Below are 26,563 nucleotides of genomic sequence, written 5' to 3'. Positions count from 1 at the left end.
GTGGCTTTCGCAACACGCCTCGGCGGCACGCCACCTTGCCTTACCCCTCGATATTCCCGCGGCCTCCCGATCTCGCAAACCGGGAGAACCGCGGGCGCAACCGTGGAGTAGTCGCCTTATCGGCACACATGTGAGCCTTTTAGCAATCCGGAATTCGAATCCACCCGTTAGGGGGAGAGTGCGTTGGGCAATGGTTGGCGCACGATCAGACGTCGCATGATCACGCCGGACGTCTCCGAGACGTCACTGGACAAGCGCGGTTTCCACAAGAAGAGCCCAGCCGCTCAAGAATTGCTGGAGACCGTCGGTGAGAAGTTCCTGCTCGGCTACGCGCACGCGGTCGAAGCACGGTCCGTCGATCAGGCGGAAGAATGGCTCGAACGTATTCCGGTGAAATACCGCGGTTTCGCCTACGAAGGCGCGGGAATGGGTTACGGAATGCTGGACGGGCTGCCGGGCGGCGGCCGCCGCCATATCGAACGGTTCCTCGACGGCCCCGGCGAGAAGCACGACTACATCATCTACGTCGGCGTCGGCTGGGCGATGGCGCGCCTGCCGCGGTTCCGCTGGCCCTCCGCCGAGGACTTCGACCCGTTGCTGCGCTGGTTGGTGCTCGACGGGTACGGCTTCCACCAGGCCTACTTCAAGACGGCGAAGTACGTCGACGGGCAGTTCCAGGACCCGGACTTCTCCTGGCCGCCCGGAAACGACGGCTACGCGCTGCGGGCGATCGACCAGGGCATCGGGCGGGCGCTGTGGTTCATCTGCGGTACCGACGTCGACCTGGTCGCCGACACGGTCGCGCGGTTCCCGGAAAAGCGGCACGGAGACCTCTACGCCGGCATCGGGCTCGCCTCGACCTACGCGTGCGGTGTCACCGGTGACGAACTGCTGAAACTGGCCGAGTTCGCCGGCGAGCACCGCGGGAACCTCGCCCAGGGCAGTGCTTTCGCCGCCGAGGCCCGCGTCCGCGCCGGACTGCTGATCCCCGAGACCGAGGTCGCCACCCAGGCGATCTGCGGGCTGCCGGCCGAGCGGGCCGCGGCCATCACCCAGGAGGTACGCCCGGCGACCGTGGTCGACGGCGAACTCCCGGCATTCGAAACCTGGCGACAGCGCATCGCCGAAGCGATTCTTTCTGGAGGTGCAGGGAAATGACCGCGACCTTGGGCTGGCTCCGCAAGCAGCTTGCGGGCATCGTGGCGCTGGTGCTGATGGCGGGACTGTTCGTGGTGGCGCAGCTGCCCACCGTCTCGACCGCCGAGGCCGACACCATGGCTTCGAAGTACGCGTTCGAGCCGCTGACGATCGCCTTGCCGGAGGCGGCGAAGAGCCAGTCGATCCGAACGGTGAACAAGGAGTACGAGCACATCCGCGCCTGGATCTCCTCGGTCGGCGCCGCGATCGCGGTGAACGACCTCGACGGCGACAAGCTCGCGAACGACCTGTGCTTCGTCGATCCGCGCAGCGACCAGGTCGTCATCACCCCGACGCCGGGCAAGGGCGGGGACCGCTACTCGCCGTTCGCGCTCGACGCGGCACCGCTGCCGATGGGCAAGTACATCGCGCCCATGGGCTGCGTTCCCGCGGACTACAACGAGGACGGCCGGGTCGACCTGCTGGCCTACTACTGGGGCCGCACGCCGATCCTGTTCCTCTCGAAGCCGGGCGCCACGAAGCTGGAGCCGAAGGCCTACGAGCCGGTGGAACTGGTGCCGGGCAACAACTCCAAGAACGGCGAGTACTCCGGTCCGCTGTGGAACACCAACGCCGCCTCGGTCGGTGACTTCGACGGCGACGGTCACCAGGACATCTTCATCGGCAACTACTTCCCCGACAGCGCGGTGCTGGACGACCGCGTCTCCGGCGGGGTCGAGATGAACAAGTCGATGTCGCACGCCGACAACGCCGGCGGCAAGTACATCCTGCGGTTCACCGGCGCCACGCAGGGGGCGAAGCCGAGCGCGACGTTCGCCCTCGACGACAAGGCCATCCCGGCCGACTCCCAGGGCGGCTGGTCGCTGGCGGCCAGCGCCACCGACGTCGACGGGGACAACCTGCCGGAGCTCTACATCGGCAACGACTTCGGCCACGACCGCCTGCTGTACAACAAGTCCCGGCCCGGCCATGTCGAATTCGCCGAGGTGAAGGGCATCCGCGGGCCCAACGAGCCGAAGTCCAAGGTGATCGGCAACGACTCCTTCAAGGGTATGGGCGTCGACTTCGCCGACCTCGACCACGACGGTCTCTACGACCTGTACGTCAGCAACATCACGACGTCCTGGGGTATCGAGGAGAGCCACTTCCAGTTCATGAACACCGCCAAGGACACCGCGGATCTGCGTGGCCGTCTGCAGGGCGGCGAGGCGCCGTGGGTGGACCGCAGCGCACAGGCCGGCACCGCCTGGTCCGGCTGGGGCTGGGACGTCAAGATCGCCGACTACAACAACAGCGGCGAATCGGTGATCACCCAGGCGACCGGCTTCGTCAAGGGCGACGTCAACCGCTGGCCGCAGCTGCAGGAACTGGCGACGTCGAACGACGAACTGCTGAAGCACCCGTACTTCTGGCCGAACATGGTCGCCGGTGACGACGTCGGTGGCGACCACACCCTGCACTTCTGGGCCAAGAGCTCCGACGGCCGCTACACCGACCTGGCCCCGCGCCTCGGTCTCGCGGTCCCGGTGCCCACCCGCGGTATCGCCACCGGTGACGCCGACGGCGACGGCAAGCTCGACTTCGCCGTGGCCCGTCAGTGGGAACAGCCGATCTTCTACCGCAACGTCAGCCCCGACACCGGGTCGTACCTGAACCTGAAGCTGGTGCACGACAAGGCTTCGGCGGACGGCCCGCTCAAGGCGGCGGGCACCGCGGCGATCGGCGCGCAGGTCACCGTCGTCACCCCTGACGGCAAGAAGTACATGGACCGCGTCGACGGCGGCAGCGGCCACTCCGGCAAGCGCAGCCACGAGATCCAGATCGGGCTGGGCAAGGTCACCGGGCCGGTGAAGGTCTGCCTGCAGTGGCGCGACCTGACCGGGCAGATCCGCACGCAGGAAGTCCAGCTGACCCCGGGCGACCACACGTTCCAGCTCGGCGCTCAGGCTAAGGAGAAATGACCGTCATGGCTGAGCAGACACTCACCGCACCGAAGAGCAACAAGACGATCACGGCCCTTCGCCGGTTCGCGATCTCGATCACCATCTTCAACATCATCGGCTACACCGTGCTCGGTTTCGAGCAGCCCTACACCTATCCGTTCATCGCGCTGGCCACGGCGTACGCCACGGAAATCCTGCTGGAGATCATCGGGGCCCGCGCACAGGGGCGCGGCGTCCGCTTCCGGGGCAACGGGTTCAAGGGACTGGTGGAATTCCTCTTCCCCGCGCATATCACCGGTCTCGCGCTGAACATGCTCACCTACGTCAACGACCAGGTGCTGGTCATGATGTTCGGCGTCGTGGTCGCCGTCGGCGCCAAATGGGTCCTGCAGGCCCCGGTGCGCGGCAGGCTCCGTCACTACATGAACCCGTCGAACTTCGGCATCACGATCATCCTGCTGGTGTTCCCCTGGGCGAGCATCGCGCCGCCGTATCACTTCACCGAGCAGGTCGACTCGTGGGTCGGCTGGCTGATCGTCGGCATCATCATCGTCTCCGGCACCGTGCTCAACGCGATGCTGACCCAGCGGATGTGGCTGATCGGCGCCTGGCTGATCACCTTCGCGCTGCAGGCGATCATCCGCGGGTGGATGTTCGACACCGCGATCCCCGGCGCGCTCGGGATGATGACCGGGGTGGCGTTCGTGCTCTACACGAACTACATGGTCACCGACCCTGGCACGACCCCGTCCAAGCCCGCGTCGCAGATCCTGTTCGGCTCGGGAGTGGCGCTGGCGTACGGGTTCTTCATGGTCGTGCACGTGGCCTACGGCCTGTTCCTCGCCACCGCGCTGGTCTGCCTCATCCGCGGGATGTTCCTGTGGGGCCTGCACTTCTCCAAGAAGGCCACCGAAAAGTGGGAGGCCGAGCAGGCGAAGTCGGCCGAGATCACGGCCTTGCCGAAGCCGGCCGAGAAGCCGGAAACCGGGGCCGTGGCGGCATGACCCTCGGTGCGGAAAGCAGCCGGGCGGCGCGTCTCGCGCCGCCCGGCCCGCCGCGCCGAGCGACCTTCGGTCTGCTGAAGAAGCTCTTCACCGACCGGCTGGCGCTCATGTCGGACTCGGCGGAGGCACACGGGGACGTCGTCCGGATCGCGATCGGTCCCAAGACGATGTACCTGGTGAACCACCCCGAACTGGCGAAACACGTACTCGCGGACAACGCGGCCAACTACCACAAGGGAATCGGCCTCCAGGAGGCGAGGCGGGCACTCGGCGACGGGCTGCTCACCAGCGACGGCGACGTCTGGAAGAAGCAGCGCCGGACCATCCAGCCGGTGTTCCAGCCCAAGCGGATCGCGCGGCAGGCCTCGGTCGTCGCGAACGAGGTCGAAGGACTCGTGAAACGCTTGCGGGACACCGAAGGACCGGTGGAGATCCTGCACGAGATGACCGGGTTGACCCTCGGCGTACTCGGCAAGACGCTGCTCGACGCGGATCTGGGCGGCTTCACCTCGCTGGGCCACTCGTTCGAGGCCGTGCAGGACCAGGCGATGTTCGAAGCGGTGACGCTGAGCATGGTCCCGCAATGGGCGCCGCTGAAGAAACAGCTGCGGTTCCGGGAGTCGCGGGACGACCTCCGCCGCATCGCCGACGAACTCGTCGAGCAGCGGCTGGCCAACCCGGTCGAGAACGGCGAGGACGTGCTTTCGCGCCTCATCGCCACCGACGGGACCCGCGAGCAGATGCGCGACGAGCTGATCACCCTGCTGCTGGCCGGGCACGAGACGACGGCGAGCACACTGGGCTGGGCGTTCCATCTGCTCGACGAGCATCCGGAGATCGCGGCGAAACTGCGTGCCGAGGCCGACGCGGTACTGGGCGACCAGCTGCCGACGCACGAGGATCTGCACCGGTTGCCGTACACGGCGAGGGTCGTCGAAGAGGTCATGCGCCTGTACCCGCCGGTGTGGCTGCTGCCGCGGGTGGCGCAGGCCGACGACGAGATCGGCGGCTATCACATCCCCGCCGGCTCCGACGTCGTCGTCGTGCCCTTCACCCTGCACCGGCATCCGGATTTCTGGCCGGAGCCGGAGAAGTTCGATCCGGACCGGTTCGACCCGGACCGGCCGAGCGGGCGGCCCCGCTACGCCTACATCCCGTTCGGCGCCGGGCCGAGGTTCTGCATCGGCAACAGCCTCGGCGTGATGGAGGCCGTCTTCGTGCTGACGATGGTCCTGCGCGACCTCGAACTCAGAAAGCTCCCGGGCTACGACGTGGTTCCCGAGGCGATGCTGTCGCTCCGGGTGCGCGGCGGGCTGCCGATGACCGTGCACACCAGGAACAGGAGGTAGGTTCCGTGGATTCGGATGAACAGGTCGAGGTGTCCACTTTGGAGGCCTACGCGGACACGATCGTGCCGGGGGAGAAGCGCTTCCCCGGCGACCACGCCATCGCCGGCGCTTCGCCGGGGCCTGGCGCGGTCGCGGCGGGCGCGCTCGAACTGCTGCACACCGAGGCGACCGGGGTGACCGTCGGGCTGCCCTATCTGGCGCAATCCCTCAACGACCACGCGAAGGTCTACGCCAAGGAACACGACGTCACGCTGGACGAGTCGCTCCCGGCGTTCGTCGCGCTGTCCTTCGCGGACAGGACGGCACTCGTGCGGTCGCTGACCGCGCCGGGACATCCGGAGAAGGACGGCTGGGTCAGCCTCGCCTTGTTCTGCAACATGTCCTTCGACAGCGCGGCGCACAAGCACACCGCCGAAGCCATCGCCGAGGGCCACCCCGGCCTGCTGGCGATGGGGTACACCGCGCCGGACGAAGACGGTCTGTGGCGGTTCCCGAAGTTCTCCTACCGCCGCGAGCTGGCCCGAGTCCACCCCGACACCACGCCTTCCGGGAGTCCCGCATGACCGCCTACGACAAGACCGACGTCGTCATCGTCGGCAGCGGGTTCGGTGGCTCCATCCCCGCCTACCACCTGGCCGCGGGCGGGGCGAAGGTCACCGTGCTGGAACGCGGGCCGTGGCTGGAGACGAAGGAGTTCGAGCACGACTATCTGCTCGGCTCGTCCTACACCCGGGCCTTCGATTTCGTCGTCGGCGACGGGATGAGCGTGCTCGGCGGGAACTGTGTCGGCGGCGGCAGCGTGGTGTACTTCGCCGCCATGCCCCGCGCGCCGAAGTTCGTGTTCGAACGGCACGGCAGCATCGGCCGTCGGATGTGGCCCTCGGTGCTGACGCGCGACACCCTGGAACCTTGGTACGACCGGGTTTCGGAGTCGCTTCCGGTGTCCACACAGGACTGGAACGACGTCTCGTACGCGGGCGGGCTGTGGGCGGCGTTCTGCGACCACTCCGGCCGGACCGCCAACCCCGCCCCGGTCGCGGTGGACAACGACCGCTGCGTGAACTGCAACTTCATGATGGCGGGCTGCCGGTTCGACGCGAAACGCTCGCTGCTGACCAACTACCTGCCCGCGGCGCTCGCGCACGGTGCGAAGATCCGGCCGCTGCACGAGGTGCAGCGGATCGAGCGGATCGACGACGGCGACTACCGCGTGCACTTCAACATCGTCGACGACGAGGACTACCGGCTCCAGTCCGGCAGCGGGACGATCGACGCGAAAGTCGTCATCATCGCCGCGGGCGCCGGTGCGACGCCGGTGATCCTGCAGAGGTCGGAGGCGGCGCTGGGCACCATGCCGCACGCCGTCGGCCGGTACTTCTCGGGCAACGGCGAGCGGCTCAACACCGCGATCATCAACGAGGAGCGCGTCCGCGAGGTGCTCGGGCTGTCCCGTGAGGACGGGAAGGTCTACGAGGCCAACCACATCGGCAAGGGCCCGACCGTCGCGAACTGGGACAAGCTCGACGGTTCGCTGCCGGAGTACGAGCGGTATTCGCTGGAGCAGCTGTACTTCCCGCCCGGGCTCGGCACCATCCTCGCGCAGGTGCCGGACGGCGACGAACCGCGCTGGTTCGGGGTGCAGAAGAAGGAGATCCTCAAGAAGTGGGCCTCCTGGCTGACCATCTTCCTGATGACCGAAGACGACAACGAGGGCGTCTTCGGCGCGCCGCCGCCCACCGGCAACGCCTACCGCATCTCGCAGCAGATGCTCGGCCGCGGTCCGTTGAAGTACGACCCGACGCCGAACACCCGGCACGGCTGGGCGCTGGCCGACGCGGAGTGCAAGGAGATCCTCGAGAAGGACGGCCTGGCGAAGGTGGCGCCGTGGACCAACGACGTCGTCGGCGCTTACACCGTGCACCCGCTGGCGTCGTGCCGGATCGGTGACGACCCGGCGACCTCGGCGCTGCACCCGAACCACGAACTCCGCGATCACCCCGGGATCTTCGTGACCGACAGCGCTTCCGTACCGGGCGCGCTGACGGTGAACCCGGCGATGACGATCGCGGCGCTGGCCGAGCGTTCGGTGCCGGGGATCGTGCGTGCGCTGCAGGCTCGCGGTGTCGACGTCACCTACGGCGCCCCCGCTCCGGACGGTTCGATCACGGGGCGTCGGGCGGTCGGCAAGCTGTCGCTGGTGGCCGGGAGCTGAGCGTGGCACCCGTGCTGGTGAGGCTCGCGCTGCGGCGCGCGGTACGTGAAGCCCGGTACGTCCGGCCGGTTCCCTTCGGCCGGGCGACCGGGCTCGTGCGCGACGTCTACGGGCGGCTGGAACGCGATTTCGGGATGCTGGCCCCGCCGGTCGCGGTGCATTCGCCGTCGCCGGCGGTGCTCGCGGCGAGCTGGGTGATGCTGCGGGAATCGCTGGTGGCGGCTGGGGAGACGAGCCGGGCGGACCGGGAGATCGTCGCGACGGTGGTGTCGCGAGGGAACTCGTGCCCGTACTGTGTCGAGGTCCACGGGATGGCGCTGGAGTCGCTCGGGCGCCCTGCGGAGGCCGCGGCGATCGCCTCGGGGCGGCCCGTGACGGATCCTCGTGTGGGCCCCCTTTCGGCTGGGGCCCGGGCGGAGCTGACCGCGGTCGCGTTCACGTTCCACTACCTGAACCGGGTGGTGAGCGTGTTCCTCGGACCGTCACCGCTGCCGTCGTCCGTGCCGGATTCGGCGCGGGCGAAGGCGAGGGCCGTCTTGGGGCGGTTCCTTCGCCCGGTGACGGGGGCCGCGCCGGGGGAGTCGCTGGAGCTGCTGCCGGTGGGCTCCCGGGACTTCGCCTGGGCCGCGGGCAATCCCGTGGTCGAGGACGCGTTCTCCCGCGCCGCGTCGGCGTTCGCCGCGTTGCCGGTGCCTTCGTCCGTGCGGGACGTCGTGGAGCGAGAACTGTCCACTTGGGACGGTGCGCCGCCCGGGTTGAGCCGATCCTGGGTGGACGCCTTCGACGATCCCGCGGTCCGTTTGGCCTTGGTGGTCGCGAAGGCGCCCTATCAGGTGGACGACGCTTTGGTGGCGGCGGCGGGGTTGAGTGATCGGGAACTGGTCGAGCTGGTGGGGTGGGCGGGTTTCACCGCCGCGGCTCGCGCCGTTTCGCTCTCCCCGCTTCCTGGTTAGCGCGGAGTACTGCCTGTGTTGTGACGCGAAAGCCACTTTCGCAACGTTCAACGTTGCGAAAGTGGCTTTCGCGTCGTCGTAGGGCCGGATCCTCGGCCGGATGACCGATCCCGGTCAACAACTTGAGAGAAGACTCCGCGTACGCCCCCGGTTCATGCTTGACCGGACTGCGCGAACGGACGGCGGCCGCGTATCTGGGGACAGAGCCGGCGCCGGGACCGGATTCCGTGACTTGAGTGGTTGAGAGCTAGGGGAGTGCGGTGGCATGAGCGTTGAGCGGATTTCGATTGTCGGTATCGGTCTCCGATACCCGGACGCCGGTTCCCCGGAAGAGCTGTGGGAGAACGTCCTCGCCGGCCGCCGGGCGTTCCGGAGGCTGCCCGACGAGCGGATGAACCGCGAGGACTACTACTCGCCCGACCCCAAGGCGCCGGACCGCTTCTACGCCCAGAAGGCCGCGGTCCTCCGCGACTACGAGTTCGACCGGATCAAGTACAAGGTCGCGGGCAGCACGTTCCGCTCGACCGACACCACGCACTGGCTGGCCCTCGACGTCGCCGCGCAGGCGCTGGCCGACGCGGGCTTCCCCGAGGGCGAGGGGCTGCCGAGGTCCGCCACCGGCGTGGTCATCGGCAACAGCCTCACCGGCGAGTTCTCCCGTGCCAACATCATGCGGCTGCGCTGGCCGTACGTGCGCCGCACGGTCGCGGCGGCGCTCGCCGAGCGCGGCTGGGCCGACGGCGACACCGCCGAATTCCTCCACGATCTCGAGGCGCAGTACAAGGCCCCCTTCCCGGAGATCGACGAGGACACGCTCGCGGGCGGGCTGGCGAACACGATCGCCGGCCGGGTCTGCAACTTCTTCGACTTCGGCGGCGGCGGGTTCACTGTGGACGGTGCCTGCTCGTCGTCGCTGCTTTCCGTTGTCACGGCGGCGAACGCGCTTTCGGAGGGCGACCTCGACGTCGCCATCGCGGGCGGTGTCGACTTGTCGATCGACCCGTTCGAGGTGATCGGGTTCGCCAAGACCGGCGCGCTCGCCAAACGCGAGATGAAGGTCTACGACGCCGATTCCAACGGGTTCTGGCCCGGCGAGGGGTCCGGCATGCTCGTGCTGATGCGCGAGGCGGACGCGATCGCGCAGGGCAAGCGGATCTACGCCACCATCGGCGGCTGGGGTGTCTCGTCCGACGGCAAGGGCGGCATCACCCGACCCGAGGCCTCGGGACACCGCCTCGCGCTCAAGCGGGCGTACGACAAGGCGGGTTACGGCGTCGAGACCGTTTCCTACTTCGAGGGCCACGGCACCGGGACCGCGCTGGGCGACGCCACCGAGATCGAGGCGCTCTCCACCGCCCGCCGCGACGCCGATCCGCTCGCCGAGCGGGCCGCGCTGAGCACGATCAAGGGCAATATCGGCCACACCAAGGCCGCGGCCGGGGTCGCCGGGCTGATCAAGGCGACCTTGGCGGTGTACCACCAGGTCATCCCGCCCGCGACCGGCCATTTCGAACCGCACGAGTCGCTGGTCGGCGACTCCGCGCGGATGTACGTGCCCGCGGAGGCCGGGCTGTGGCCCTCGGACCAGCCGGTCCGCGCCGGTGTCTCCGCGATGGGGTTCGGCGGCATCAACTCGCACGTCACCGTCACCGAAGCGCCGGGCGCGGCCCGTCGCAAGGAACTCGACGAGCGGACCAGGTCGCTGGTCGCCGGACGGCAGGACAGCGAACTGCTGCTCCTCGACGCCGCCGACGCCGCGTCGTTGCGCGGCAAGGTGACCGGCCTGCTGGAGATCGTCCCGAAGCTCTCGTTCGCGGAACTCGCCGACCTCGCGGGCACGCTTTCGGCCGAGCTGTCCGGGAAACCGGTCCGGGCGGCGGTCGTCGCGGCCGGACCGGACGACGCCGAGCGCAAACTGGCCAAACTCCTCGACCTTCTCGGTGAAGGGGAGCCCGAAGTCTTCTCCGCCAAGGAAGGCATCTTCGCCGGCTCCCGCTCCCAGTCCCCGAAGATCGGCTTCCTGTTCCCCGGCCAGGGTTCCGGGCAGGGCCGGGTCGGCGCGCTGCGCAAACGCTTCGCGCACGCCGACGACATCTACCGCGCGGCGAACCTGTCCACCGGCGCCGACCAGGTCGCCACCGACGTCGCCCAGCCGCGCATCGTCACCGGTTCGCTTGCCGGGCTGCGGGTGCTGAAGAGCCTCGGCATCGAGGCGGCCACGGTCACGGGCCACAGCCTCGGCGAGCTCACCGCCCTGCACTGGGGCGGCGCGCTCACCGAACGCGAAGTGCTCAAACTGGCCAAGATCCGCGGCAAGGTGATGGCGACCGCCAGCGACGGGGACGGGGCCATGGCGGCGATCGCGGCCACGCCGAGTGTCGCCGAAGGGCTCGCCGAGGGCGAAGAGGTCGTCATCGCGGGCTACAACGCGCCCGAGCAGACCGTCCTTTCCGGACCGGCGGAGGCGATCGACCGCGTGGTCGCCCGTGCCCGCGCGGAAGGGGTGACCGCGGCCCGCATCAACGTCTCGCACGCCTTCCACTCGCCCGCGGTCGTCCCGGCCGCCGAGGCGATGACCGGGGAACTCGCCGCGATCGACTTCGCGCGGCTCGACCGGCCCGTCGTCTCCACGGTGACCGGTGACGTCCTGCACGCCGCCGAAGACCTGCGCGATCTGCTGCGCGACCAGGTGGTCCTGCCGGTCCGCTTCCGCGAGGCGGCCGCGAAGGTCGCCGAGCGCAGCGACCTGGTGATCGAGGTCGGCCCCGGCCGCGTGCTCACCGGCCTGCTCGGCGCCATCGCGCCCGGTACCCCGGTGCTTTCGATCGACACCGACAGCCTGACGCTCGCGCCGGTGCTGAAGGTCGCCGGTGCCGCGTTCGCGTTCGGTGCGCGACTGGAGACGTCCGCGCTGTTCGACGGCCGGGTCGTGCGGGCCCTGCCCGCGGACGGCGAGTTCTCGTTCCTCGCCAGCCCGTGCGAGGCCGCGCCGTCCATCGGCGCCGTCCTGACCCGCGACCGGGTCGCCGAGCCCGCCGAGGCCACCGCAGGAACGGCTTCGGAAAGCGGCGGCAGCAGCACCCTCGACCTGCTGCGCAAGCTCGCGTCCGAACGGGTCGAGCTGCCGCTCGAAGCGGTCACCGCCGACACGCATCCCCTCGACGATCTGCACCTTTCGTCGATCACCGTCGGCCAGCTGGTCAACGACGTGACCAGGGCGCTCGGCCGTCCGGCGCTGGAGGGCATGCCGAACTTCGCGACCGTGTGCCTCGGCGAACTCGCCGAGATGATCGACGAACTCGCGCAGACCGCCAAACCCGCCGACAGCAACCAGGCCGAGGTCGCCGGCGTCGGGCCGTGGGTCCGGCCGTTCGCGGTGGAGTACGTCGTCGCACCGAAGCCGTCGCCCGATCTCGCCACGGGTATCTCCACCGCGGAGTGGACGGCGTTCGCCCCGGCCGGTCACCCGCTGGCGGAGCCGCTGCGCGCGGCACTGGCCACGGCGGGCGTCGGCGACGGTGTCCTCCTCTGCCTGGACGCCGACAGCGCTTCCGGCGACGTCGGCCTGTTCCTGGACGCGGGCCGCGCGGTGCTGGCCGCGCCCAACGGCACGCGGTTCGTCGTGGTGCAGCACGGTCTCGGTGCCTCCGGGCTGGCGAAGACGCTCCGGCTGGAGGACCCGTCGGCCCGCACCACGATCGTCGACCTCGCCGACCTCAGCCCGGTCGACCCCGAAGCCCTGGAGGCCGCAGTGTCCACTGTGGTCACCGAAGTGGCGGCGACGACCGACTTCAGCGAAGTCCGCTACGACACCGCCGGAGTCCGCACGGTGCCGAAGCTCGCGGCGCTGACCCCGGCCGAGGCCGAAGGCACCCCGCTGGACGCCGGCGACGTCCTGCTCGTCACGGGCGGCGGGAAGGGCATCACCGCCGAGAGCGCGTTGGCGCTGGCCAAGGATTCCGGTGCGAAGCTGGCACTGCTCGGCCGGAGCGACCCGGCCGACGACGCCGAACTGTCGGAGAACCTCGGCCGCATGGCGGCGGCGGGTATCACCTACCGCTACGAGCGTGCCGACGTGACCGACGGACGGCAGGTGGCCGACGCGATCGGCCGGGTGCAGGAGGCGTTCGGCCCGGTCACCGCGGTGCTGCACGGCGCTGGCCGCAACGAGCCCGCGGCGCTGTTCTCCTTGACCGAAGAGAGCTTCCGCAAGACGCTGGCGCCGAAGATCGGCGGTCTCAACGCCGTCCTCGACGCCGTCGACAAGGACAAGATCAAGCTGCTGGTGACCTTCGGCAGCATCATCGGCCGGGCGGGCCTGCGCGGTGAGGCGCACTACGCCACGGCCAACGACTGGATGACCGAACTGACCGTGCGGTTCGGCCGGGAACACCCTCGGGCCAAGGCGATCGCGCTCGAATGGTCTGTCTGGTCCGGCACCGGGATGGGCGAAAAGCTCGGTGTGGTCAGCGCGTTGATGCGCGACGGCATCACCCCCATCCCGACCGAGGAGGGCATCGAGATCCTCCGCCAGGTCGTCGGCGACCCGGCCGCCCCGTCGGTACTGGTCGTCTGCGGCCGCACCGCCGGGCTGGCCACCCTTCCGGTGGAGAAGCGCGAACTACCGCTGACCCGCTTCGTCGACCGCGCCGTCGTGCACTATCCGGGGGTCGAGCTGATCACCGAAGCCGACCTGTCCGCGGGCAGCGACCCGTATCTGGCCGACCACCTGCTCGACGGTCAGCTGCTGTTCCCGGCGGTGATCGGCATGGAGGCGATGACCCAGGTCGCCAAGGCCGCGCTGGCCGCGGAAACGCTGCCGGCGCCGGTGTTCTCCGACGTCGAGTTCCTGCGCCCGATCATCGTCTCGCCGGGCGGGTCGACCACGATCCGGCTCGCCGCGCTGGCCAGGGACGCCGAAACGGTGGACGTGGTGCTGCGCAGCGGGGAAACCGGCTTCAGCGCCGATCACTTCCGGGCCCGGCTGAGCTTCTCGCGGCCGGATCCGCTCGGCGACACCGTCGCCCGCGACGTCGCGCTGCCGCCGGTGCCGGTCGACCCGACGACCGAGCTCTACGGCACGGTTTTGTTCCAGGGCAAGCGATTCCAGCGGGTCATCGGATACCGGCGGGCCGGCGCGCGGCACGCGGTCGCGGAGATCGCGACCGGCGCCGAGGTCGACTGGTTCGCGCCGTTCCTCCCGCAGGAACAGCTCCTGGCCGACCCGGGCACCCGTGACGCGATGATGCACGCGATCCAGTGCTGTGTCCCGGACGCGACCCTGCTGCCGCAAGGGATCGAGCGGCTGTACCTCGCCGAACCCGGTGAGCAGCATCCGGAGTACGTGCTCCTCGACGCTCGTGAGCGTTCGCAGGACGGTGACAGCTACGTCTACGACCTCGACGTCCGCAATCCCGACGGGAAGCTGGTCGAGCGGTGGGAAGGGCTGAAGCTGCGCGCGGTGCGCAAGCGTGACGGCGAAGGGCCTTGGGTCCCGTCGATGCTCGGGTCCTATTTGGAGCGTTCCGTCGAACGGCTGCTCGGCTCGTCCCGCGCGATCGTCGTCGAACCGGATCCGGTGGGCGTCTCCGTGGACACCACGCCGGAGCGGCGGGCGCAGACGGCACTGGCCGCCGGCCGCGCCGTCGACGCGCCGCTCGAGATCCGCTACCGCCCGGACGGGAAACCGGAGGCCGACGGCGTCGAGGTGAGCGCGTCGCACAGCGCCGGCCTCACCCTGGCCATCGCGGGTGCCGGCCGGATCGCGTGCGACGTCGAAACGGCGATCGAACGGACGCCGGAGGACTGGGCGGGCCTGCTCGGCGAGGATCTGCTCGCGGTGGGCGAACTGCTGGCCGCGGACGCCCGCGAGCCGCTTTCGGTGGCGCACACCCGGGTCTGGAGCGCGCTCGAATGCGTGCGCAAGACCGGGGACATGTCGCAGGCGCTCACCGTGCACCGGGTCGACCCGGACGGCTGGGCGGTGCTTTCCCACGGCGGTGCCCGCATCGCCACCTGGGTGACGACCGTCAACGACCGGACCGATCCCGTCGTCTTCGCCGTGCTCCAGGGAGAGGAGAGCTGACATGGCCGACTACTACGAGATCCTCCACACGGTCGGATTCGAAGAGACCAACCTGGTGGGCAACGTCTACTACGTGAACTACGTGCGCTGGCAGGGCCGGTGCCGCGAGATGTTCCTGAAGGAGAAGGCGCCGGCGGTGCTCGAAGAGGTCCGCCACGACCTCAAGCTGTTCACGCTCAAGGTGGACTGCGAGTTCTACGCGGAGATCACCGCGTTCGACGAGCTGTCCATCCGGCTGCGGCTGGAGGAGCTGACCCAGACCCAGATCCAGTTCACCTTCGACTACGTCCACCTCACCGCGGAAGGCGAGCGGCTGGTGGCACGGGGACGGCAGCGGATCGCGTGCATGCGCGGCCCGAACACGGCCACGGTGCCCAGCCGGGTGCCCGAACAGCTGCGTGAGGCGCTGGCCCCGTACGCGGTCGACGGCAAGGGGGAATGACGTGGGCACGCTGGAGGAACCGTCGCGGCCGGTGCTGAAACGGCTGCCGACACCCGTCGCCCGGCGCCGGTTGTCCGCGCAGGCCGGCCTGCGGGAGGTGATGGGCCAGTTCGCCACCGGCGTCACCGTGCTGACCGCCGGCGGCGAACGGGCACACGGGATGACCGCCAACGCCGTCACCTCCGTGTCGCTGGAGCCGCCGATGGTGCTGTGCTGTGTTTCCCGCGCGGCCCGGATGCACGAGGCGATCGTGACGGCGGGCTCGTACGCGGTCACGGTGCTGGCGTCGGACCAGAAGGAACTGGCGAAGTACTTCGCGGACTGGCGCCGCCCGGCCGGGATCGCGCAGTTCGACTCGGTGGACTGGACGGCCGGGCCGCAGACCGGCGCCCCGCTGCTCGACGGTGCGCTGGCGTGGCTGGAATGCGAACTGGCGGAGGTCTACGAAGGCGGTGACCACTCGATCTTCCTCGGCAAGGTGGTCGCCTCCAGCCGCGGCACCGCGCAGGACTCGCTCGTCTTCTACAGCGGCGGCTACCACCAGATCGACGGCCGCATCCGGGCATCCGCCTGACAGGAGAGGAAATGCCATGACCACCAACGAATCCGCCACGCCCGCTCCGGCCCCCGTCGCCGAACGGCCGCCGGTGGTGACCACGATGCCCCGCCTCGGACGGGGGGTGTGCTGGCGCGACATCGTGCGCGAGATCGAACTCGACGAGCTCGAGCGCGAGGCCCGTATGAGGGAGGCGGCGTGACCCTGCAGGGCGATCCGGGCGCCCAGCGCACGGAGGACTCCGAGGTGGTGCCGCTGCCGGAAGACCGCCTGCGGCGCTCCCGGATCCCGAGGCCGACCGACGGGCGGGTGATCCCGCTCGCCCGCGGTACCGAGCCGGTGCATCCACCGGAACCGACGATGCCGCTGCTGCGCACCCAGCGCGACGAACTGCGCGAGCACATCGTCGACGGACGGCTCGACGGCGTCCGCCGTCAGCACTCGCTCGGCAAGCACACCGCGCGCGAACGGCTGGATCTGTTGCTGGACCCCGATTCCTTCACCGAGGTCGAGCTGTACCGGCGGCATCAGGCGAGCGGGCTCGGACTGGCGGAGAACCGGCCGTACACCGACGGCGTGATCGCCGGCTCGGGCACCATCGACGGACGGCGCGTGTTCGTCTACGCGCAGGACTTCACCGTCTTCGGCGGTTCGCTCGGCGAGGCGCACGCGGCGAAGATCCAGAAGGTGATGGATCTGGCGATCGCCACCGGCTCGCCGCTGATCGGGCTCAACGACAGCGGGGGAGCGCGGATCCAGGAAGGGGTCATGGCGCTCAACGGCTACGGCGGTATCTTCCGCCGCCAGGTCGAGGCGTCCGGGGTCATCCCGCAGATCAGCGTGGTGCTGGGGCCGTGCGCGGGCGGGGCGGCGTATTCGCCCGCGCTCGCGGATTTCGTCTTCATGGTGCGCGACACCGCCCGCATGTACCTGACCGGGCCGGACGTCGTCGAGACCGTGACCGGGGAACGGGTCAGCCACGACGAACTGGGCGGCGCGGACGTGCACGGCGCGTCGTCCGGCGTGGCGACCGTGGTGCACGACGACGAGGAGACCTGCCTCGCCGACGTCCGGTACCTGGTGTCGCTGCTCCCGTCGAACTATCTGGACCCCGCGCCCCGCGAGCCGTCGCAGGACGCGGGCAAGGACCGGCGGCCGCGGTTCGCCGAACTCGTCCCGGTGGAGCCGAACAAGCCTTACGACATGCGTGACGTGTTCTCGGAACTGGCCGACGACGGTGAGTTCTTCGAGCTGCACGAGCGGTGGGCGCAGAACGTGCTGTGCGCGCTCGCGCGCGTCGACGGGCGCGTGGTCGGCCTGGTCGGCAATCAGCCGGTGGTGTTCGCCGGCGTGCTCGACGGCCCGGCGTCGCAGAAGGCGGCGCGATTCGTGCGGTTCTGCGACGCTTTCAGCATCCCGCTAGTGACCCTTGTGGACGTTCCGGGCTTCCTGCCGGGCGTCGAACAGGAGCATTCCGGGATCATCCGCCACGGCGCGCAGCTGCTGCACGCCTACTGCGAGGCGACCGTGCCGCGCGTGCAGGTCATCCTGCGCAAGGCGTACGGCGGCGCGTACATCGTGATGGACTCGCGGTCCATCGGGACCGACCTCTCGCTGGCGTGGCCCACCAACCAGATCGCCGTCATGGGCGCCGAGGGCGCGGTGAACGTGTTGTTCCGCAAGGATCTCGCCGTCGCACCCGATCCGGACGCCCTGCGTGCCCACCTGGTGGCCGAGTACACCGAGGAGTTCATGAACCCGCAGTACTCGGCCGAACGCGGCCTGGTCGACGACATCATCGACCCGGCGGACACCCGGTCCGCCGTCGCCAGAGCGCTGGACATACTGCAGGACAAGCGAAAGGCGGCGCCTCAGCGCAAGCACGGCAACCACCCGATCTGAACGGGGGAACCCATGTCACCGTCCGGAATGGACAGTGCGCCGGTCTTCCGGGTCCTGCGGGGGGACCCGGAAGACGCCGACCTCGCGGCGCTCGTCGCCGTCTTCACCGCGCTGGCTTCGGCCGCGCCCCCGCCCGCGGCGCCGGCCCGATCGGCCTGGTCGCCGCTCGTCGCGCCGAGCTGGCGCACCTCCGCGCTGCGCTGAGCCGCGCGCGAAACGCGGTCATGGTGCTGTGAAAGCCACTTTCGCAACGTTCAACGTTGCGAAAGTGGCTTTCGCGTCGTGTCCTCACGCGAGCCGGCGCGCGGCCTCGGTCTCCCGCCGCGGCGGATAAGTACTGTGGCTGGTGTGCACGGCGACGTAAAGGATCCCGCCGTCGACCACCGTCTCCAGCTCCGTCCGTTCCCCGGGCTCGAACGCGCCCCCGCAGGCCGCGCAGGTCCGTTGCCGCTCCGCCGCGCTCATTGCCGGTCCCGCTGTTCGGGGACCGCGGGGTCGGGCCACGACAGGCCGAGCAGGTCGACGTCGAGCTCGTCTTCGGCGTAGATCTCATACGGGTCGAGACGTTCGGTCATGGCGCGCTCCTTGGGTTTCGGGGTACCACAAGGGCACTACCGGCACCCCGCCACCGGCGACTTTTCCTTTGCTCACCGCGCGCGCCCGGCATCCTCGATCGCGTCACGACCGGCTCCCGATCGGACGGGGTCATCCTTGGTTGTCAAGTGAGTCGTTCATCGAAGGCCGGGAGGAACGCCATGACGGCACAGGTGCGAATTTGGGTCGTGACCGATGATCTCGACCCGCGCGGGGCCGCCGAGGCCGACGCGACGGCGTTCGTCCCGGAGCCGAGGCCGGCAGCCGAAAACGATTTCCCGGCCGAGCACATCGTCCTCGGCTACAACTAGATCACCCCCGTACGGACAGCACGGACGAAGAAGACCGCCGGATATCGCGCGCGCGAGAATGAGGATCGCCCGCGAACCGGCCAGACCACGAGGAGGCCTCCGGATGGCTATGCGCCTCCAGCTCACGTCGGGTTTGCAGGTGCTGGAAGAATGGGCGATCAATGCTCCGCAGGCCGACCGCAATGTTATCTACGAAGCGCTTTTCGCGGTAGCCGACGGATCCGCGTTTCTCATCTACGACATTTTCGGAGATGGCCGCGATCCGCATCAGTTCATCATTCTGGTGAAACATGATCTCGTCATCAGGATAGGGCTCAAACGGACCGATTCCTCGTTCGAGATCGTCTACATCGGCGCGCTGGAGCACGGGACACCCGCCGCGGCATGGGCCGACGACGTCGACGGCTCCTGAGCCGGTACCGCTGAACGGCCCAGTCCGCGCCCCGGTACCGGCAGCCTTTCGTACCAATGGATCATGTGTTCCTCACCTTGACATCGTCCAGTTCGGCGTGAAATTCTGCGGGTGTTTGCGGATGGGGAAATTCTGCCGGTCTGGAATTGCGGTTGTCGAGGTCTGGAGGCATGAAAGATGTCATCTCCTGAATTCCCGGGGTTGGATGTTTCCACACGGGTGCGCGCACGTGACATCCAGATGGCCGGGGTCGCCGACGTCCGACGGCGGGTGCTGATGATCTCCGGCGCCATCGACACCACCGAGCACGACATCTCGGTCAGCGTCAATCTCCCCGAACCCGGCCGCTGGCAGGTGATCAAATCCGAGACCAACCTGACCGACAAGACCTGGGTCGCGATGCAGGTCGTCACCGACGAGGACTCGACCTTCGTCAACGACGCCGACACCCTCGTGCTTTCCCGCCAGTTCTCGAAATCCTTCATGACACCGGATCAGCGCCGTCTCACCTTCTACGACGGTGAGGTCCGGCCCGGCGAAGCCGTGCTGAAGGTGTACTCGCTCGACGCCGGCGGGCGGAAGCCGACCTATTCCTATTCCCGCTACAGCCCGATCGCCACCGACACCGCCGAGCAGTCGCAGCAGACCCTGGACGAACTGATCAGCGACGGGATGAAGCAGCGCCCCGTGATCGAGCTGATCGTCCCGGTGACCGTGATCGGCTGAGCACCCCGGTGATCACCTTTGTCCCGGAACCGCATCTGCTCGAATCGCCGCGCGGGCGGGAATGGCCGATTCTCCCCGGTTCCCGTGCGGCGATCACCCCCGAGCCGCCGTCCGCCGCCGACGTCGTCATCGTCGGGGCGGGCCCGGCCGGGCTCGCCGTCGCTTCCGCCCTGTGGCACCACGGCGTCCGCGACCTCGTCCTCGTCGACCGCGACGGCCGCCCCTGCGGCCGGTTCTTCGACCGTGTCGACCTGCTCGGCCAGCGCGTGCTGCGGTCGCCGTACGAACACCACCCCGGCGTCGAGGGCTACCGCGACTGCGAACTGCTGGACTTCGCGCGGCTGCACTGGTCGGTGCTGACCCCGGTGGAGCGCCGGGAGATCCGCATGGCGCAGGCCGGACATCGTTCGGTCGTCCCGGTCGACGTCTTCGAGGCCTACTGCCGCCATCTGGCCGCGAGCCACCACGTCACCGAACGGACCTGGCGCGGCTCGGTGCGCGAGGTGCTGCCGACCTCCGAAGCGGTCACCGTGCGCGCCGACCGGTTCTCCGTCACCGCGCGCCACGTCGTGCTCTGCCTCGGCGAGGAACGCCGGTCCGCCCCGGACACCTGGTGGGGTGGCGGCCATCCGCCGCGCGGAGTGACCTATTGGGACGAACCCGTGCCCGACGGCGGGAAGCGCCTCGCCGTCGTCGGCGCCGGACTCACCGCCGCGCACCTGATCTCCAACGGGCTCGCCCAGGGGCGCGAGGTGCACTGGGTGGTCCGCGAAGCCGGCGAACGTTACCAGTGCGCCGACGTCAACTCGTCGTTCTTCCGTCCCGAAGGCCGTGCCCGCTTCGACGGGGTGAGCTGGGCGGAGCGGCTCGAACTGATGGGCCGGTTCCGGCGCGCGTCGATCATGTTCGAGTTCCGGCCGATGCTCGAGGCGGCCGAAGCCGAAGGGCGGCTGATCGTGCATCGCGGCAAGGCGATCACGAAGGTGACGCCGGGCGTGGGACTCCACCTCGAAGACGGTTCACGGGTTTCCGTGGACCACGCCGTGCTGGCGCTCGGCACCACACCGTCGATCGGAGATGGCCTGATGCCCGACGAGGCGGTGCTCGATCGCGGCGGCTGGCCGCGGCTGGACGAGCGCACCTTCGCCTACGCCGGCGCTCCCCGGGTCTTCGCGGTCGGCGCGGCCGCGGGGATGGCGCTGGGCCCGGCCGCCCGCAACATCGACGGCCACCGGGTCGCCACCGCCCGGGTCGCGGCGGCCGTCGCCGGGAACCTCCACCGGGACACCCCGCTGCGGACGGCCACGAAGGACGTCGCCCGTGTCTGAGCCCTACGACTCCCGGTTCACCCTGCCGTCGATCGACGACCCGCCCTCGACCGAGTCGGGGGTGATCCTGCTGGGCCTGGACGCCGAACGCCTGCTCGCCGGGGTCGGGCTGGCCCGGCTCGCCGACGAGCCCGCGCTGGTGGCCCTCGCCGTGGACCAGGCCCGGCACGAGGCGCTCGACCTCGGCCTCGGCGCGCTCGTCGAGGCGGGGATCGTTCGCTGGCGCGCGGTCCGCCCGTTGATCGAAGCAGGTCCGGAGATGACGGCGGCGGGTTCCCTGCGCCGAGAATGGGAACACGCCACCGCGCGGGTCACCGCCACGGTGACCGGGCTGGGGCCGGCATCGGTGGCGTGCCTCGCGGCCTGCTGGCTGCGTCGCGACGACGTCAACGAGTTCGCCGGACACCGGCGGGCGCCGGAAAACGGGAGCGATACACAGGATGTCCTATCTCGGGTCTTTGCCGACTGACGCCACACTGCTGCAGGTCTTCCAGAAATTCCCCGCGCCCGCGTCGAAACTGCTGGAGCTCCACGAACTCCTCATGCGGGCGCCGTCGCCCTTCGGCGCGGGGGAGCGGGAGCTGATCGCGGCCTACGTCTCCGGCGTCAACGATTGCCGGTACTGCCACGGGGTCCACACCGTCACCGCGGAGGCTTTCGGTGTGCCGGAAGGACTTCTGGCCGCCGCGCTGGCCGATCTCGACTCTTCGCCCGTGGACGACCGGATGAAGCCCGTGCTGGCCTACGTGGGCAAGCTGACGCGCACTCCGGCTCGGATGACCGACGCGGACGCCGAAGCGGTGTACGCGGCGGGCTGGGACGAGACCGCGCTGCACGACGCCGTCCTCGTGTGCGCCCTGTTCAACTTCATGAACCGGATGGTCGAGGGGCTCGGGATCCGCGCCGACGACGCCTACGCGAAGATCTCGGGCGTGCGGTTGAAGGAAGGCGGCTACGCCGGCCTCGCGACGTTGCTCGGAGACGCATCCCGCTGACTGGGCCATTCGGGTGCGGGTAACCGGGTGATGACCACGCGGGGTCACCATGTCGTGCTGAGATCGCGCCACCACTTTCCGTCGTCGAAATCGGTGCCCGCTACTCCGTTCGGCGCCCATGATCGCGGAAACGGAGCAGCCGGAAGGCACCTTCCGGCTTAGGTGAAAAGCACATCCCCGCGATGATGCATGGCACTGGCCGCGTACCCGCCCTGAGCAGCACGATTTCCTCATCGAAGGAACACCACCGAACAGCCTGGGAGCCATCGATGATGAACACCGCGACCGACAACGTCCGCTCGCTCTTCGCCGTCCGGGGGATCGACACCGGGTTCGCCGGGAACGAGGTCGAGCTGGTGATCGACCGGTTCGACCACTGGACCAACCAGCACCGCAGTGAGGCATTCAGCTGCTTCACCGGCGCCTGTTGCACCGCCCCGCCGCTGGCCGAAGCGAGCTGAACGCACTCTTCCGGCCGTCACTCGCACCCTGAAGGCGAGTGGCGGCCGGTTTCGTGTGCGGGGTGCCTCCCCGTCAGGTCGACGGAAAGTAGCCGACCGACTGCGAATTCCGTCGACAGGTGACCCTGTCGCCCGGCCGTCCCCGGCCGGCTCACCACCCGAACGGTGGAACGCGTTCCGTGCGGGCGTGTTTATGTTGGGGGCCATGGGGGTGTGCGTGAGGGGACGGCGCCATGGTGATCAGGGTTCTCGTGGCCGAAGACATGCACATCGTCCGCGGGGCGCTCGTGGCGCTGCTGCGGCTCGAACCGGATATCGAAGTGGTGTCCGAGGTGGCGTCGGGTGACGAGATCCTCCCCGCCGCACGGGGCTCCCGCACCCAGGTCGCGATCATCGACATCGACCTCCCCGGCAAGGACGGGCTCACCGCGGCCACCGAGCTCCACGAGCAGCTCCCGGAGGTCAGGACCCTGATCCTGACCAGCCTCGGCAGGCCCGGCACGCTCCGGCGGGCATTGGCGGCCAAAGTGAGCGGCTTCCTGCTGAAGGACGCCCCCGCGGAGAAGCTCGCCAACGCCGTGCGCGGGGTGGCTGCCGGGCGGAGGATGGTCGACGGCGATTTGGCCCTCGCCGCCTGGGACACCGTGGAATGCCCGCTGACGCCGCGGGAGATCGACGTCCTGCGGCTCACCGCCGAAGGCCGCGACACCCTGGAGGTCGCGGCGAAGGCCTTTCTCTCCACCGGAACCGTGCGCAACTACCTGACCACGATCGTGTCGAAGCTCAACGCGCGCAACCGGGTCGACGCGATCCGCATCGCCAAGGAATCGGGCTGGATCTAAACGGGCACCACGGCACGCAGCCGGAACCGCCCGTCGGGCTCCACGCCGGCGGTCAGTTCCCCGCCGAGCCCGGCGACGCGGTCGGACATGTTCGTGATGCCGCTGCCCGGGGCCTCCACCCGCACCGGTTGCTCCGGCTTCGGCGGCCGCCCGTTCACCACGCCGTCGTTGACGATGTCGAGCGCGACGCCGTCGCCGGTCCGCCGCACGGCGATCTCGCAGCGTTCGACCTTGCTGTGCCGCAACACGTTCGTCACGCCCTCGCGCAGCACCACGGCCAGCACGGTCCGCACCGTCGTCGGCAGGTCCTCGTGCTCGATCTCCAGCCGCACCTGGACGTCGGCGGCCACCAGCACCGCCTGCGCCGACCGCGACTCCTGATCCAGCGACAGTTCGCGGTAGCCACTCGCCACCGACCGGACGTCGGTCAGCGCCTGCCGCGTCAGCCCGAGGATCTCCACCAGCTCGGCGGAGGCGCGATCGGTGTCGATGTCCATGATCCGGGTGGTCAGCTCGCTCTTCAGCGCGATCGCCGACAGGCTCATCCCCAGCAGGTCGTGCAGGTCGCGGGCGAACCGCAGCCGCTCCTCCGCGACCGCGACCTCGGCGAGGCGTTTCCTGGTCTCGCCCAGTTCGGTCACCAGCCGGATCAGCCAGATCAGCCCGAACACCATCAGCCCGGTGTTCAGGATGGACGCGAAAGTGTAGAAGCCGCCGAGGAAGTCGGTGCCGTAGGCGATCCGGATCAGCACCACCCCGGCGGCGGTCACCGCGAACGCCGTCCAGCCCGCCAGCGGCGGCAGCACCAGCAGCGCGGTGCCGGCGAACAGGCTGGGCAGGCTCACCCACGCGCTCCCGAGCGGGATCAGCGGCAGGAAGATCAGGCAGGCCTGCACGAACAGCAGCGCGTAGCTCTGCCGCGAGCGCAACCGGACGTTCGGGCGGGCGAAGTAGGACAGCTGCAGCGTGGTCAGCGCGGTGAGGTAGCCGGCGATGAGCGCCAGGGACCAGCCGTCGTCGGTCAGCATGAACGCCCGTGCCATCGCGGAGAGGCTGAAGACGATGAAGACCACCGTCATCGTCCATTGGACGTTCCTGGCGTCGATCCGGGACCAGTGCCCGGAACCCTCGGCCAGCGCGGTCTCGGTGGGCTCGGCCTGTTCGGGCACCGGGAGTTCGGCGTGCAGCCGCCACCGGCCCGCCGCGTCGGGACCCGCGCTCAGCTTCCCGCCGTGCCCGGCGACCTCCCCGGTCACCTCGCGCAGGCTCTCGGCCGTCTCCTCGGGCACGTCGTCGTGCGCCGTCCCGTCGTGGACGATCTCCAGCGCGACCCGGCCGCCACTCGCGCGCACGGTGATCTCGCAGTGCTCGACGCCGGTGTAGCGGAGCACGTTCGTGACACCCTCGCGCAGCACCTTCGCCAGCAGGGTGCGCAGCTTCACCGGGAGCTCGACCTGTTCGAGGTCGACCCGCACCGCGACGTTCGACGCCGAGAGCAGCGACACCGCGGTCCGGGACTCCTTGTCGAGCGACAGCTCCCGGTAGCCCCTGGCCACCGACCGCACGTCGGACAGCGTCCGCTGCGCGATCCCGGTGATCTCGGCGAGCTCCTCACGCGCCCGGTCCAGCGACTTCCTCAGCAGCCGGTGCACCAGTTCGCCCTTGAGCGCGATCGCGGACAGGCTGAGGCCGAGCAGGTCGTGCAGGTCCCTCGCGAAGGCCAGCCGCTGCTCGGCCACGGCCCGCCTCGCCAGCTCGGTCCTGGCCTGGTGCAGTTCGGTCACCAGCCGCGCGAGCCAGGTCAGCAGGTACACGACCAGGGCGTAGAAGACCGCGGTGACGCTGTCGAACAGCGCGCCGAGCCAGGTCTCGTCGTAGGTCCACAGGATCCAGATCGTGCCCGCCATGAACACGGTGAACACCGTCCAGCCCGTCCGCGGCCGGAACAGCAGCAGCGCGCTGCCCGCCGCGAGGGTGGTCAGCGAGCTCAACGCCGCGTCGAAGTGCAGGGTCGACAAGAACGCCAGGCACGCCTGCACCACCAGCATGGCCTTCGCGAGCTTGGTGTCGAGCCGGACCGCCGGACGGCTGAAGTACAGCAGCTGGATCGCCAGCACGGGACCGACGTACAGCACGGCCAGCAGGCCTTGCCAGAAGTCCACCCCCGGCCGGAACAAGACCGCGAGGAGCCCGAACAGGCACGAGTTGACGAAGACGACGGTGATGATCAGCCCGGCGAGGAACAGTGCCCGGCGCGGCCGCCGGTCGACCCCGGCGGTACCCAGAGGTTCGGCGGTCACGGCGAGCTGATCCGGCACGGGCACCCCAGTGGTAACAGAAGACGTCTTGATCCTTGTCGTGCTGCCCCCTTGCGACGGCCGAGGCCGTCGCACGACCTCCATCGCGGTGTGATTCGGATCCTAACCCATCTTCGTTACCCCGGTTCCCGCTTCCGTGGCGGGGAGGAGGATGATCAGGGAGACATTTTCCCGCCCGGGACAGGGAAAATCCCCGTGGTCACCCGCGCGGGTGTGGGGCGTTCGGACCACGCCGGGGATCGCGGAACACGCCACGATGGAAGACGTGGGTTCCACTTTGTACGCCACGCGGGGCGGGCGGGCACCGGTGGCCCTAAGCTCTGCGCATGGCCAGGTATTTCGACGTACATCCGGAGAATCCGCAACGACGCGCGATCGGACAGGTCGTCGACATCCTGCGCGAGGACGGGCTCATCGCGTACCCGACGGATTCCTGTTTCGCCCTCGGCTGCCAGCTGGGGAACAAGCAGGGCATCGACCGCATCCGGAGCATCCGCAAACTCGACGACCGCCACCATTTCACCCTGGTGTGCCAGGACTTCGCCCAGCTGGGCCAGTTCGTGCACGTGGACAACGCGGTCTTCCGCGCGGTCAAGGCGTCCACACCGGGCAGCTACACGTTCATCCTCCCGGCCACCAAGGAGGTGCCGCGACGGCTGCTGCACGCCAAGAAGAAGACCGTCGGTGTGCGCATCCCCGACCACGTGGTCACCCAGGCGCTGCTCGGCGAACTCGGCGAGCCGCTGCTGTCGAGCACGCTGCTGCTGCCCGACCAGGAGGAGCCGATGACCCAGGGCTGGGACATCAAGGAGCATCTGGAGCACGTGGTGGACGCGGTGATCGACTCCGGCGACTGCGGGGTCGAGCCCACCACGGTCATCGATTTCTCGTCGGGCGAGCCGGAGATCGTACGCCGGGGCGCGGGCGACACCTCGCGCTTCGAATGACGCGTGGGACCGGCGTCCCGGTCCC

General features: G+C 69.4%; 24 protein-coding genes. 22 read left to right on the top strand and 2 right to left on the bottom strand.

Annotated features, from left to right (window positions below):
• Positions 1-204: 204 nt before the first annotated feature.
• The 13 genes from AVR91_RS22415 to AVR91_RS22360 all read left to right on the top strand — a co-directional run bounded on the left by AVR91_RS22415 (position 205) and on the right by AVR91_RS22360 (position 17,808).
• Positions 205-1,158, top strand: a complete 954-nt coding sequence (locus tag AVR91_RS22415; RefSeq protein WP_267284128.1) for a DUF1702 family protein — start codon at positions 205-207, stop codon at positions 1,156-1,158.
• Complete coding sequence (locus AVR91_RS22410) at positions 1,155-3,119, top strand: CRTAC1 family protein (RefSeq protein ID WP_063272895.1); 1,965 nt, start codon at positions 1,155-1,157, stop codon at positions 3,117-3,119. Before AVR91_RS22415 ends, AVR91_RS22410 begins: the two co-directional genes overlap by 4 nt.
• Positions 3,116-4,105: an enediyne biosynthesis protein gene (locus tag AVR91_RS22405; protein ID WP_211282761.1), complete on the top strand. Its 990-nt coding sequence runs from the start codon at positions 3,116-3,118 to the stop codon at positions 4,103-4,105. The genes AVR91_RS22410 and AVR91_RS22405 overlap by 4 nt, the downstream gene beginning before the upstream one ends.
• Positions 4,102-5,454 carry a cytochrome P450 gene (locus AVR91_RS22400; protein ID WP_063272894.1) on the top strand — a complete coding sequence of 451 codons (1,353 nt, stop codon included), beginning with the start codon at positions 4,102-4,104 and terminating at the stop codon, positions 5,452-5,454. Before AVR91_RS22405 ends, AVR91_RS22400 begins: the two co-directional genes overlap by 4 nt.
• A 5-nt stretch (positions 5,455-5,459) precedes the next feature.
• Positions 5,460-6,017, top strand: coding sequence for a DUF5987 family protein (locus tag AVR91_RS22395; RefSeq protein ID WP_063272893.1), 558 nt, complete (start codon positions 5,460-5,462; stop codon positions 6,015-6,017).
• On the top strand, positions 6,014-7,666 hold the full coding sequence (locus AVR91_RS22390) for a GMC family oxidoreductase N-terminal domain-containing protein (RefSeq protein WP_063272892.1): 1,653 nt from the start codon (positions 6,014-6,016) through the stop codon (positions 7,664-7,666). Before AVR91_RS22395 ends, AVR91_RS22390 begins: the two co-directional genes overlap by 4 nt.
• Positions 7,667-7,668: 2 nt before the next feature.
• On the top strand, positions 7,669-8,619 hold the full coding sequence (locus AVR91_RS22385; protein ID WP_063272891.1) for a carboxymuconolactone decarboxylase family protein: 951 nt from the start codon (positions 7,669-7,671) through the stop codon (positions 8,617-8,619).
• 265 nt (positions 8,620-8,884) lie between these two features.
• Positions 8,885-14,704 (top strand): type I polyketide synthase, encoded by a 5,820-nt coding sequence (locus tag AVR91_RS22380; RefSeq protein WP_063272890.1) that lies wholly within the window; start codon positions 8,885-8,887, stop codon positions 14,702-14,704.
• 1 nt (position 14,705) lies between these two features.
• Positions 14,706-15,146, top strand: a complete 441-nt coding sequence (locus tag AVR91_RS22375; protein WP_005154182.1) for an acyl-CoA thioesterase — start codon at positions 14,706-14,708, stop codon at positions 15,144-15,146.
• 1 nt (position 15,147) lies between these two features.
• Positions 15,148-15,720, top strand: coding sequence for a flavin reductase family protein (locus AVR91_RS22370; RefSeq protein ID WP_063272889.1), 573 nt, complete (start codon positions 15,148-15,150; stop codon positions 15,718-15,720).
• 16 nt (positions 15,721-15,736) lie between these two features.
• Positions 15,737-15,904, top strand: a complete 168-nt coding sequence (locus AVR91_RS43385; protein ID WP_162836920.1) for a DUF6222 family protein — start codon at positions 15,737-15,739, stop codon at positions 15,902-15,904.
• Positions 15,905-16,062: 158 nt separating this feature from the next.
• Positions 16,063-17,604 (top strand): acyl-CoA carboxylase subunit beta, encoded by a 1,542-nt coding sequence (locus AVR91_RS22365; RefSeq protein WP_394329963.1) that lies wholly within the window; start codon positions 16,063-16,065, stop codon positions 17,602-17,604.
• Positions 17,605-17,616: 12 nt separating this feature from the next.
• Positions 17,617-17,808, top strand: coding sequence for an acyl-CoA carboxylase subunit epsilon (locus AVR91_RS22360; protein ID WP_063272887.1), 192 nt, complete (start codon positions 17,617-17,619; stop codon positions 17,806-17,808).
• An 84-nt stretch (positions 17,809-17,892) separates the two neighbouring features.
• On the opposite strand, the gene AVR91_RS43380 is transcribed toward AVR91_RS22360, so the two are convergent.
• On the bottom strand, positions 17,893-18,069 hold the full coding sequence (locus tag AVR91_RS43380) for a hypothetical protein (protein ID WP_170064562.1): 177 nt from the start codon (positions 18,067-18,069) through the stop codon (positions 17,893-17,895).
• Between the two features lie 290 nt (positions 18,070-18,359).
• On the opposite strand from AVR91_RS43380, the gene AVR91_RS43535 reads away from it, so the two are divergent.
• The 8 genes from AVR91_RS43535 (at position 18,360) to AVR91_RS22325 (ending at position 23,273) form a co-directional block, all read left to right on the top strand.
• The gene (locus tag AVR91_RS43535; RefSeq protein WP_211282759.1) at positions 18,360-18,509 is read left to right on the top strand and encodes a hypothetical protein; all 150 of its coding nucleotides are present in this window, start codon (positions 18,360-18,362) and stop codon (positions 18,507-18,509) included.
• Between the two features lie 103 nt (positions 18,510-18,612).
• Complete coding sequence (locus tag AVR91_RS22355) at positions 18,613-18,921, top strand: DUF6235 family protein (protein ID WP_016332236.1); 309 nt, start codon at positions 18,613-18,615, stop codon at positions 18,919-18,921.
• Between the two features lie 240 nt (positions 18,922-19,161).
• Positions 19,162-19,647, top strand: coding sequence for a DUF6423 family protein (locus tag AVR91_RS22350; RefSeq protein WP_063272898.1), 486 nt, complete (start codon positions 19,162-19,164; stop codon positions 19,645-19,647).
• Positions 19,648-19,655: 8 nt separating this feature from the next.
• Positions 19,656-20,975: an FAD-dependent oxidoreductase gene (locus AVR91_RS22345; RefSeq protein WP_063272886.1), complete on the top strand. Its 1,320-nt coding sequence runs from the start codon at positions 19,656-19,658 to the stop codon at positions 20,973-20,975.
• Complete coding sequence (locus tag AVR91_RS22340; RefSeq protein ID WP_063272885.1) at positions 20,968-21,444, top strand: DUF6187 family protein; 477 nt, start codon at positions 20,968-20,970, stop codon at positions 21,442-21,444. Before AVR91_RS22345 ends, AVR91_RS22340 begins: the two co-directional genes overlap by 8 nt.
• A complete protein-coding gene (locus AVR91_RS22335; protein WP_063272884.1) occupies positions 21,416-21,970 on the top strand; it encodes a carboxymuconolactone decarboxylase family protein in 555 nt (184 codons plus the stop codon). Before AVR91_RS22340 ends, AVR91_RS22335 begins: the two co-directional genes overlap by 29 nt.
• Before the next feature lie 269 nt (positions 21,971-22,239).
• Positions 22,240-22,431 carry a hypothetical protein gene (locus tag AVR91_RS22330; protein WP_016332241.1) on the top strand — a complete coding sequence of 64 codons (192 nt, stop codon included), beginning with the start codon at positions 22,240-22,242 and terminating at the stop codon, positions 22,429-22,431.
• 233 nt (positions 22,432-22,664) lie between these two features.
• Positions 22,665-23,273: a response regulator transcription factor gene (locus tag AVR91_RS22325; RefSeq protein ID WP_083715723.1), complete on the top strand. Its 609-nt coding sequence runs from the start codon at positions 22,665-22,667 to the stop codon at positions 23,271-23,273.
• Here AVR91_RS22325 and AVR91_RS22320 read toward each other — a convergent pair.
• The gene (locus AVR91_RS22320) at positions 23,270-25,591 is read right to left on the bottom strand and encodes a sensor histidine kinase (RefSeq protein WP_083715725.1); all 2,322 of its coding nucleotides are present in this window, start codon (positions 25,589-25,591) and stop codon (positions 23,270-23,272) included. The genes AVR91_RS22325 and AVR91_RS22320 overlap by 4 nt on opposite strands.
• A 326-nt stretch (positions 25,592-25,917) precedes the next feature.
• Here AVR91_RS22320 and AVR91_RS22315 point away from each other — a divergent pair, with 326 nt between their 5' ends.
• Positions 25,918-26,538: an L-threonylcarbamoyladenylate synthase gene (locus AVR91_RS22315; protein ID WP_005154159.1), complete on the top strand. Its 621-nt coding sequence runs from the start codon at positions 25,918-25,920 to the stop codon at positions 26,536-26,538.
• Positions 26,539-26,563: the final 25 nt, after the last annotated feature.

The sequence above is a fragment of the Amycolatopsis keratiniphila subsp. keratiniphila genome, from assembly GCF_001620365.2.
GTDB lineage: Bacteria > Actinomycetota > Actinomycetes > Mycobacteriales > Pseudonocardiaceae > Amycolatopsis > Amycolatopsis keratiniphila.
The sequence above is the reverse complement of the archived record's forward strand: the minus strand, read 5'-3'. Positions and strand labels throughout refer to the sequence as shown.

Bases quoted from the DNA above. Each gene is read 5' to 3' on its own strand.
- AVR91_RS22410 (WP_063272895.1), top strand. From the start codon at position 1,155: ATGACCGCGACCTTGGGCTGGCTCCGCAAGCAGCTTGCGGGCATCGTG.
- AVR91_RS22405 (WP_211282761.1), top strand. From the start codon at position 3,116: ATGACCGTCATGGCTGAGCAGACACTCACCGCACCGAAGAGCAACAAG.
- AVR91_RS22400 (WP_063272894.1), top strand. From the start codon at position 4,102: ATGACCCTCGGTGCGGAAAGCAGCCGGGCGGCGCGTCTCGCGCCGCCC.
- AVR91_RS22390 (WP_063272892.1), top strand. From the start codon at position 6,014: ATGACCGCCTACGACAAGACCGACGTCGTCATCGTCGGCAGCGGGTTC.
- AVR91_RS22380 (WP_063272890.1), top strand. From the start codon at position 8,885: ATGAGCGTTGAGCGGATTTCGATTGTCGGTATCGGTCTCCGATACCCG.
- AVR91_RS22375 (WP_005154182.1), top strand. From the start codon at position 14,706: ATGGCCGACTACTACGAGATCCTCCACACGGTCGGATTCGAAGAGACC.
- AVR91_RS43385 (WP_162836920.1), top strand. From the start codon at position 15,737: ATGACCACCAACGAATCCGCCACGCCCGCTCCGGCCCCCGTCGCCGAA.
- AVR91_RS22365 (WP_394329963.1), top strand. From the start codon at position 16,063: ATGCCGCTGCTGCGCACCCAGCGCGACGAACTGCGCGAGCACATCGTC.
- AVR91_RS22360 (WP_063272887.1), top strand. From the start codon at position 17,617: ATGTCACCGTCCGGAATGGACAGTGCGCCGGTCTTCCGGGTCCTGCGG.
- AVR91_RS43380 (WP_170064562.1), bottom strand. From the start codon at position 18,069: ATGAGCGCGGCGGAGCGGCAACGGACCTGCGCGGCCTGCGGGGGCGCG.
- AVR91_RS43535 (WP_211282759.1), top strand. From the start codon at position 18,360: ATGACGGCACAGGTGCGAATTTGGGTCGTGACCGATGATCTCGACCCG.
- AVR91_RS22355 (WP_016332236.1), top strand. From the start codon at position 18,613: ATGGCTATGCGCCTCCAGCTCACGTCGGGTTTGCAGGTGCTGGAAGAA.
- AVR91_RS22350 (WP_063272898.1), top strand. From the start codon at position 19,162: ATGGCCGGGGTCGCCGACGTCCGACGGCGGGTGCTGATGATCTCCGGC.
- AVR91_RS22335 (WP_063272884.1), top strand. From the start codon at position 21,416: ATGTCCTATCTCGGGTCTTTGCCGACTGACGCCACACTGCTGCAGGTC.
- AVR91_RS22330 (WP_016332241.1), top strand. From the start codon at position 22,240: ATGATGAACACCGCGACCGACAACGTCCGCTCGCTCTTCGCCGTCCGG.
- AVR91_RS22325 (WP_083715723.1), top strand. From the start codon at position 22,665: ATGGTGATCAGGGTTCTCGTGGCCGAAGACATGCACATCGTCCGCGGG.
- AVR91_RS22315 (WP_005154159.1), top strand. From the start codon at position 25,918: ATGGCCAGGTATTTCGACGTACATCCGGAGAATCCGCAACGACGCGCG.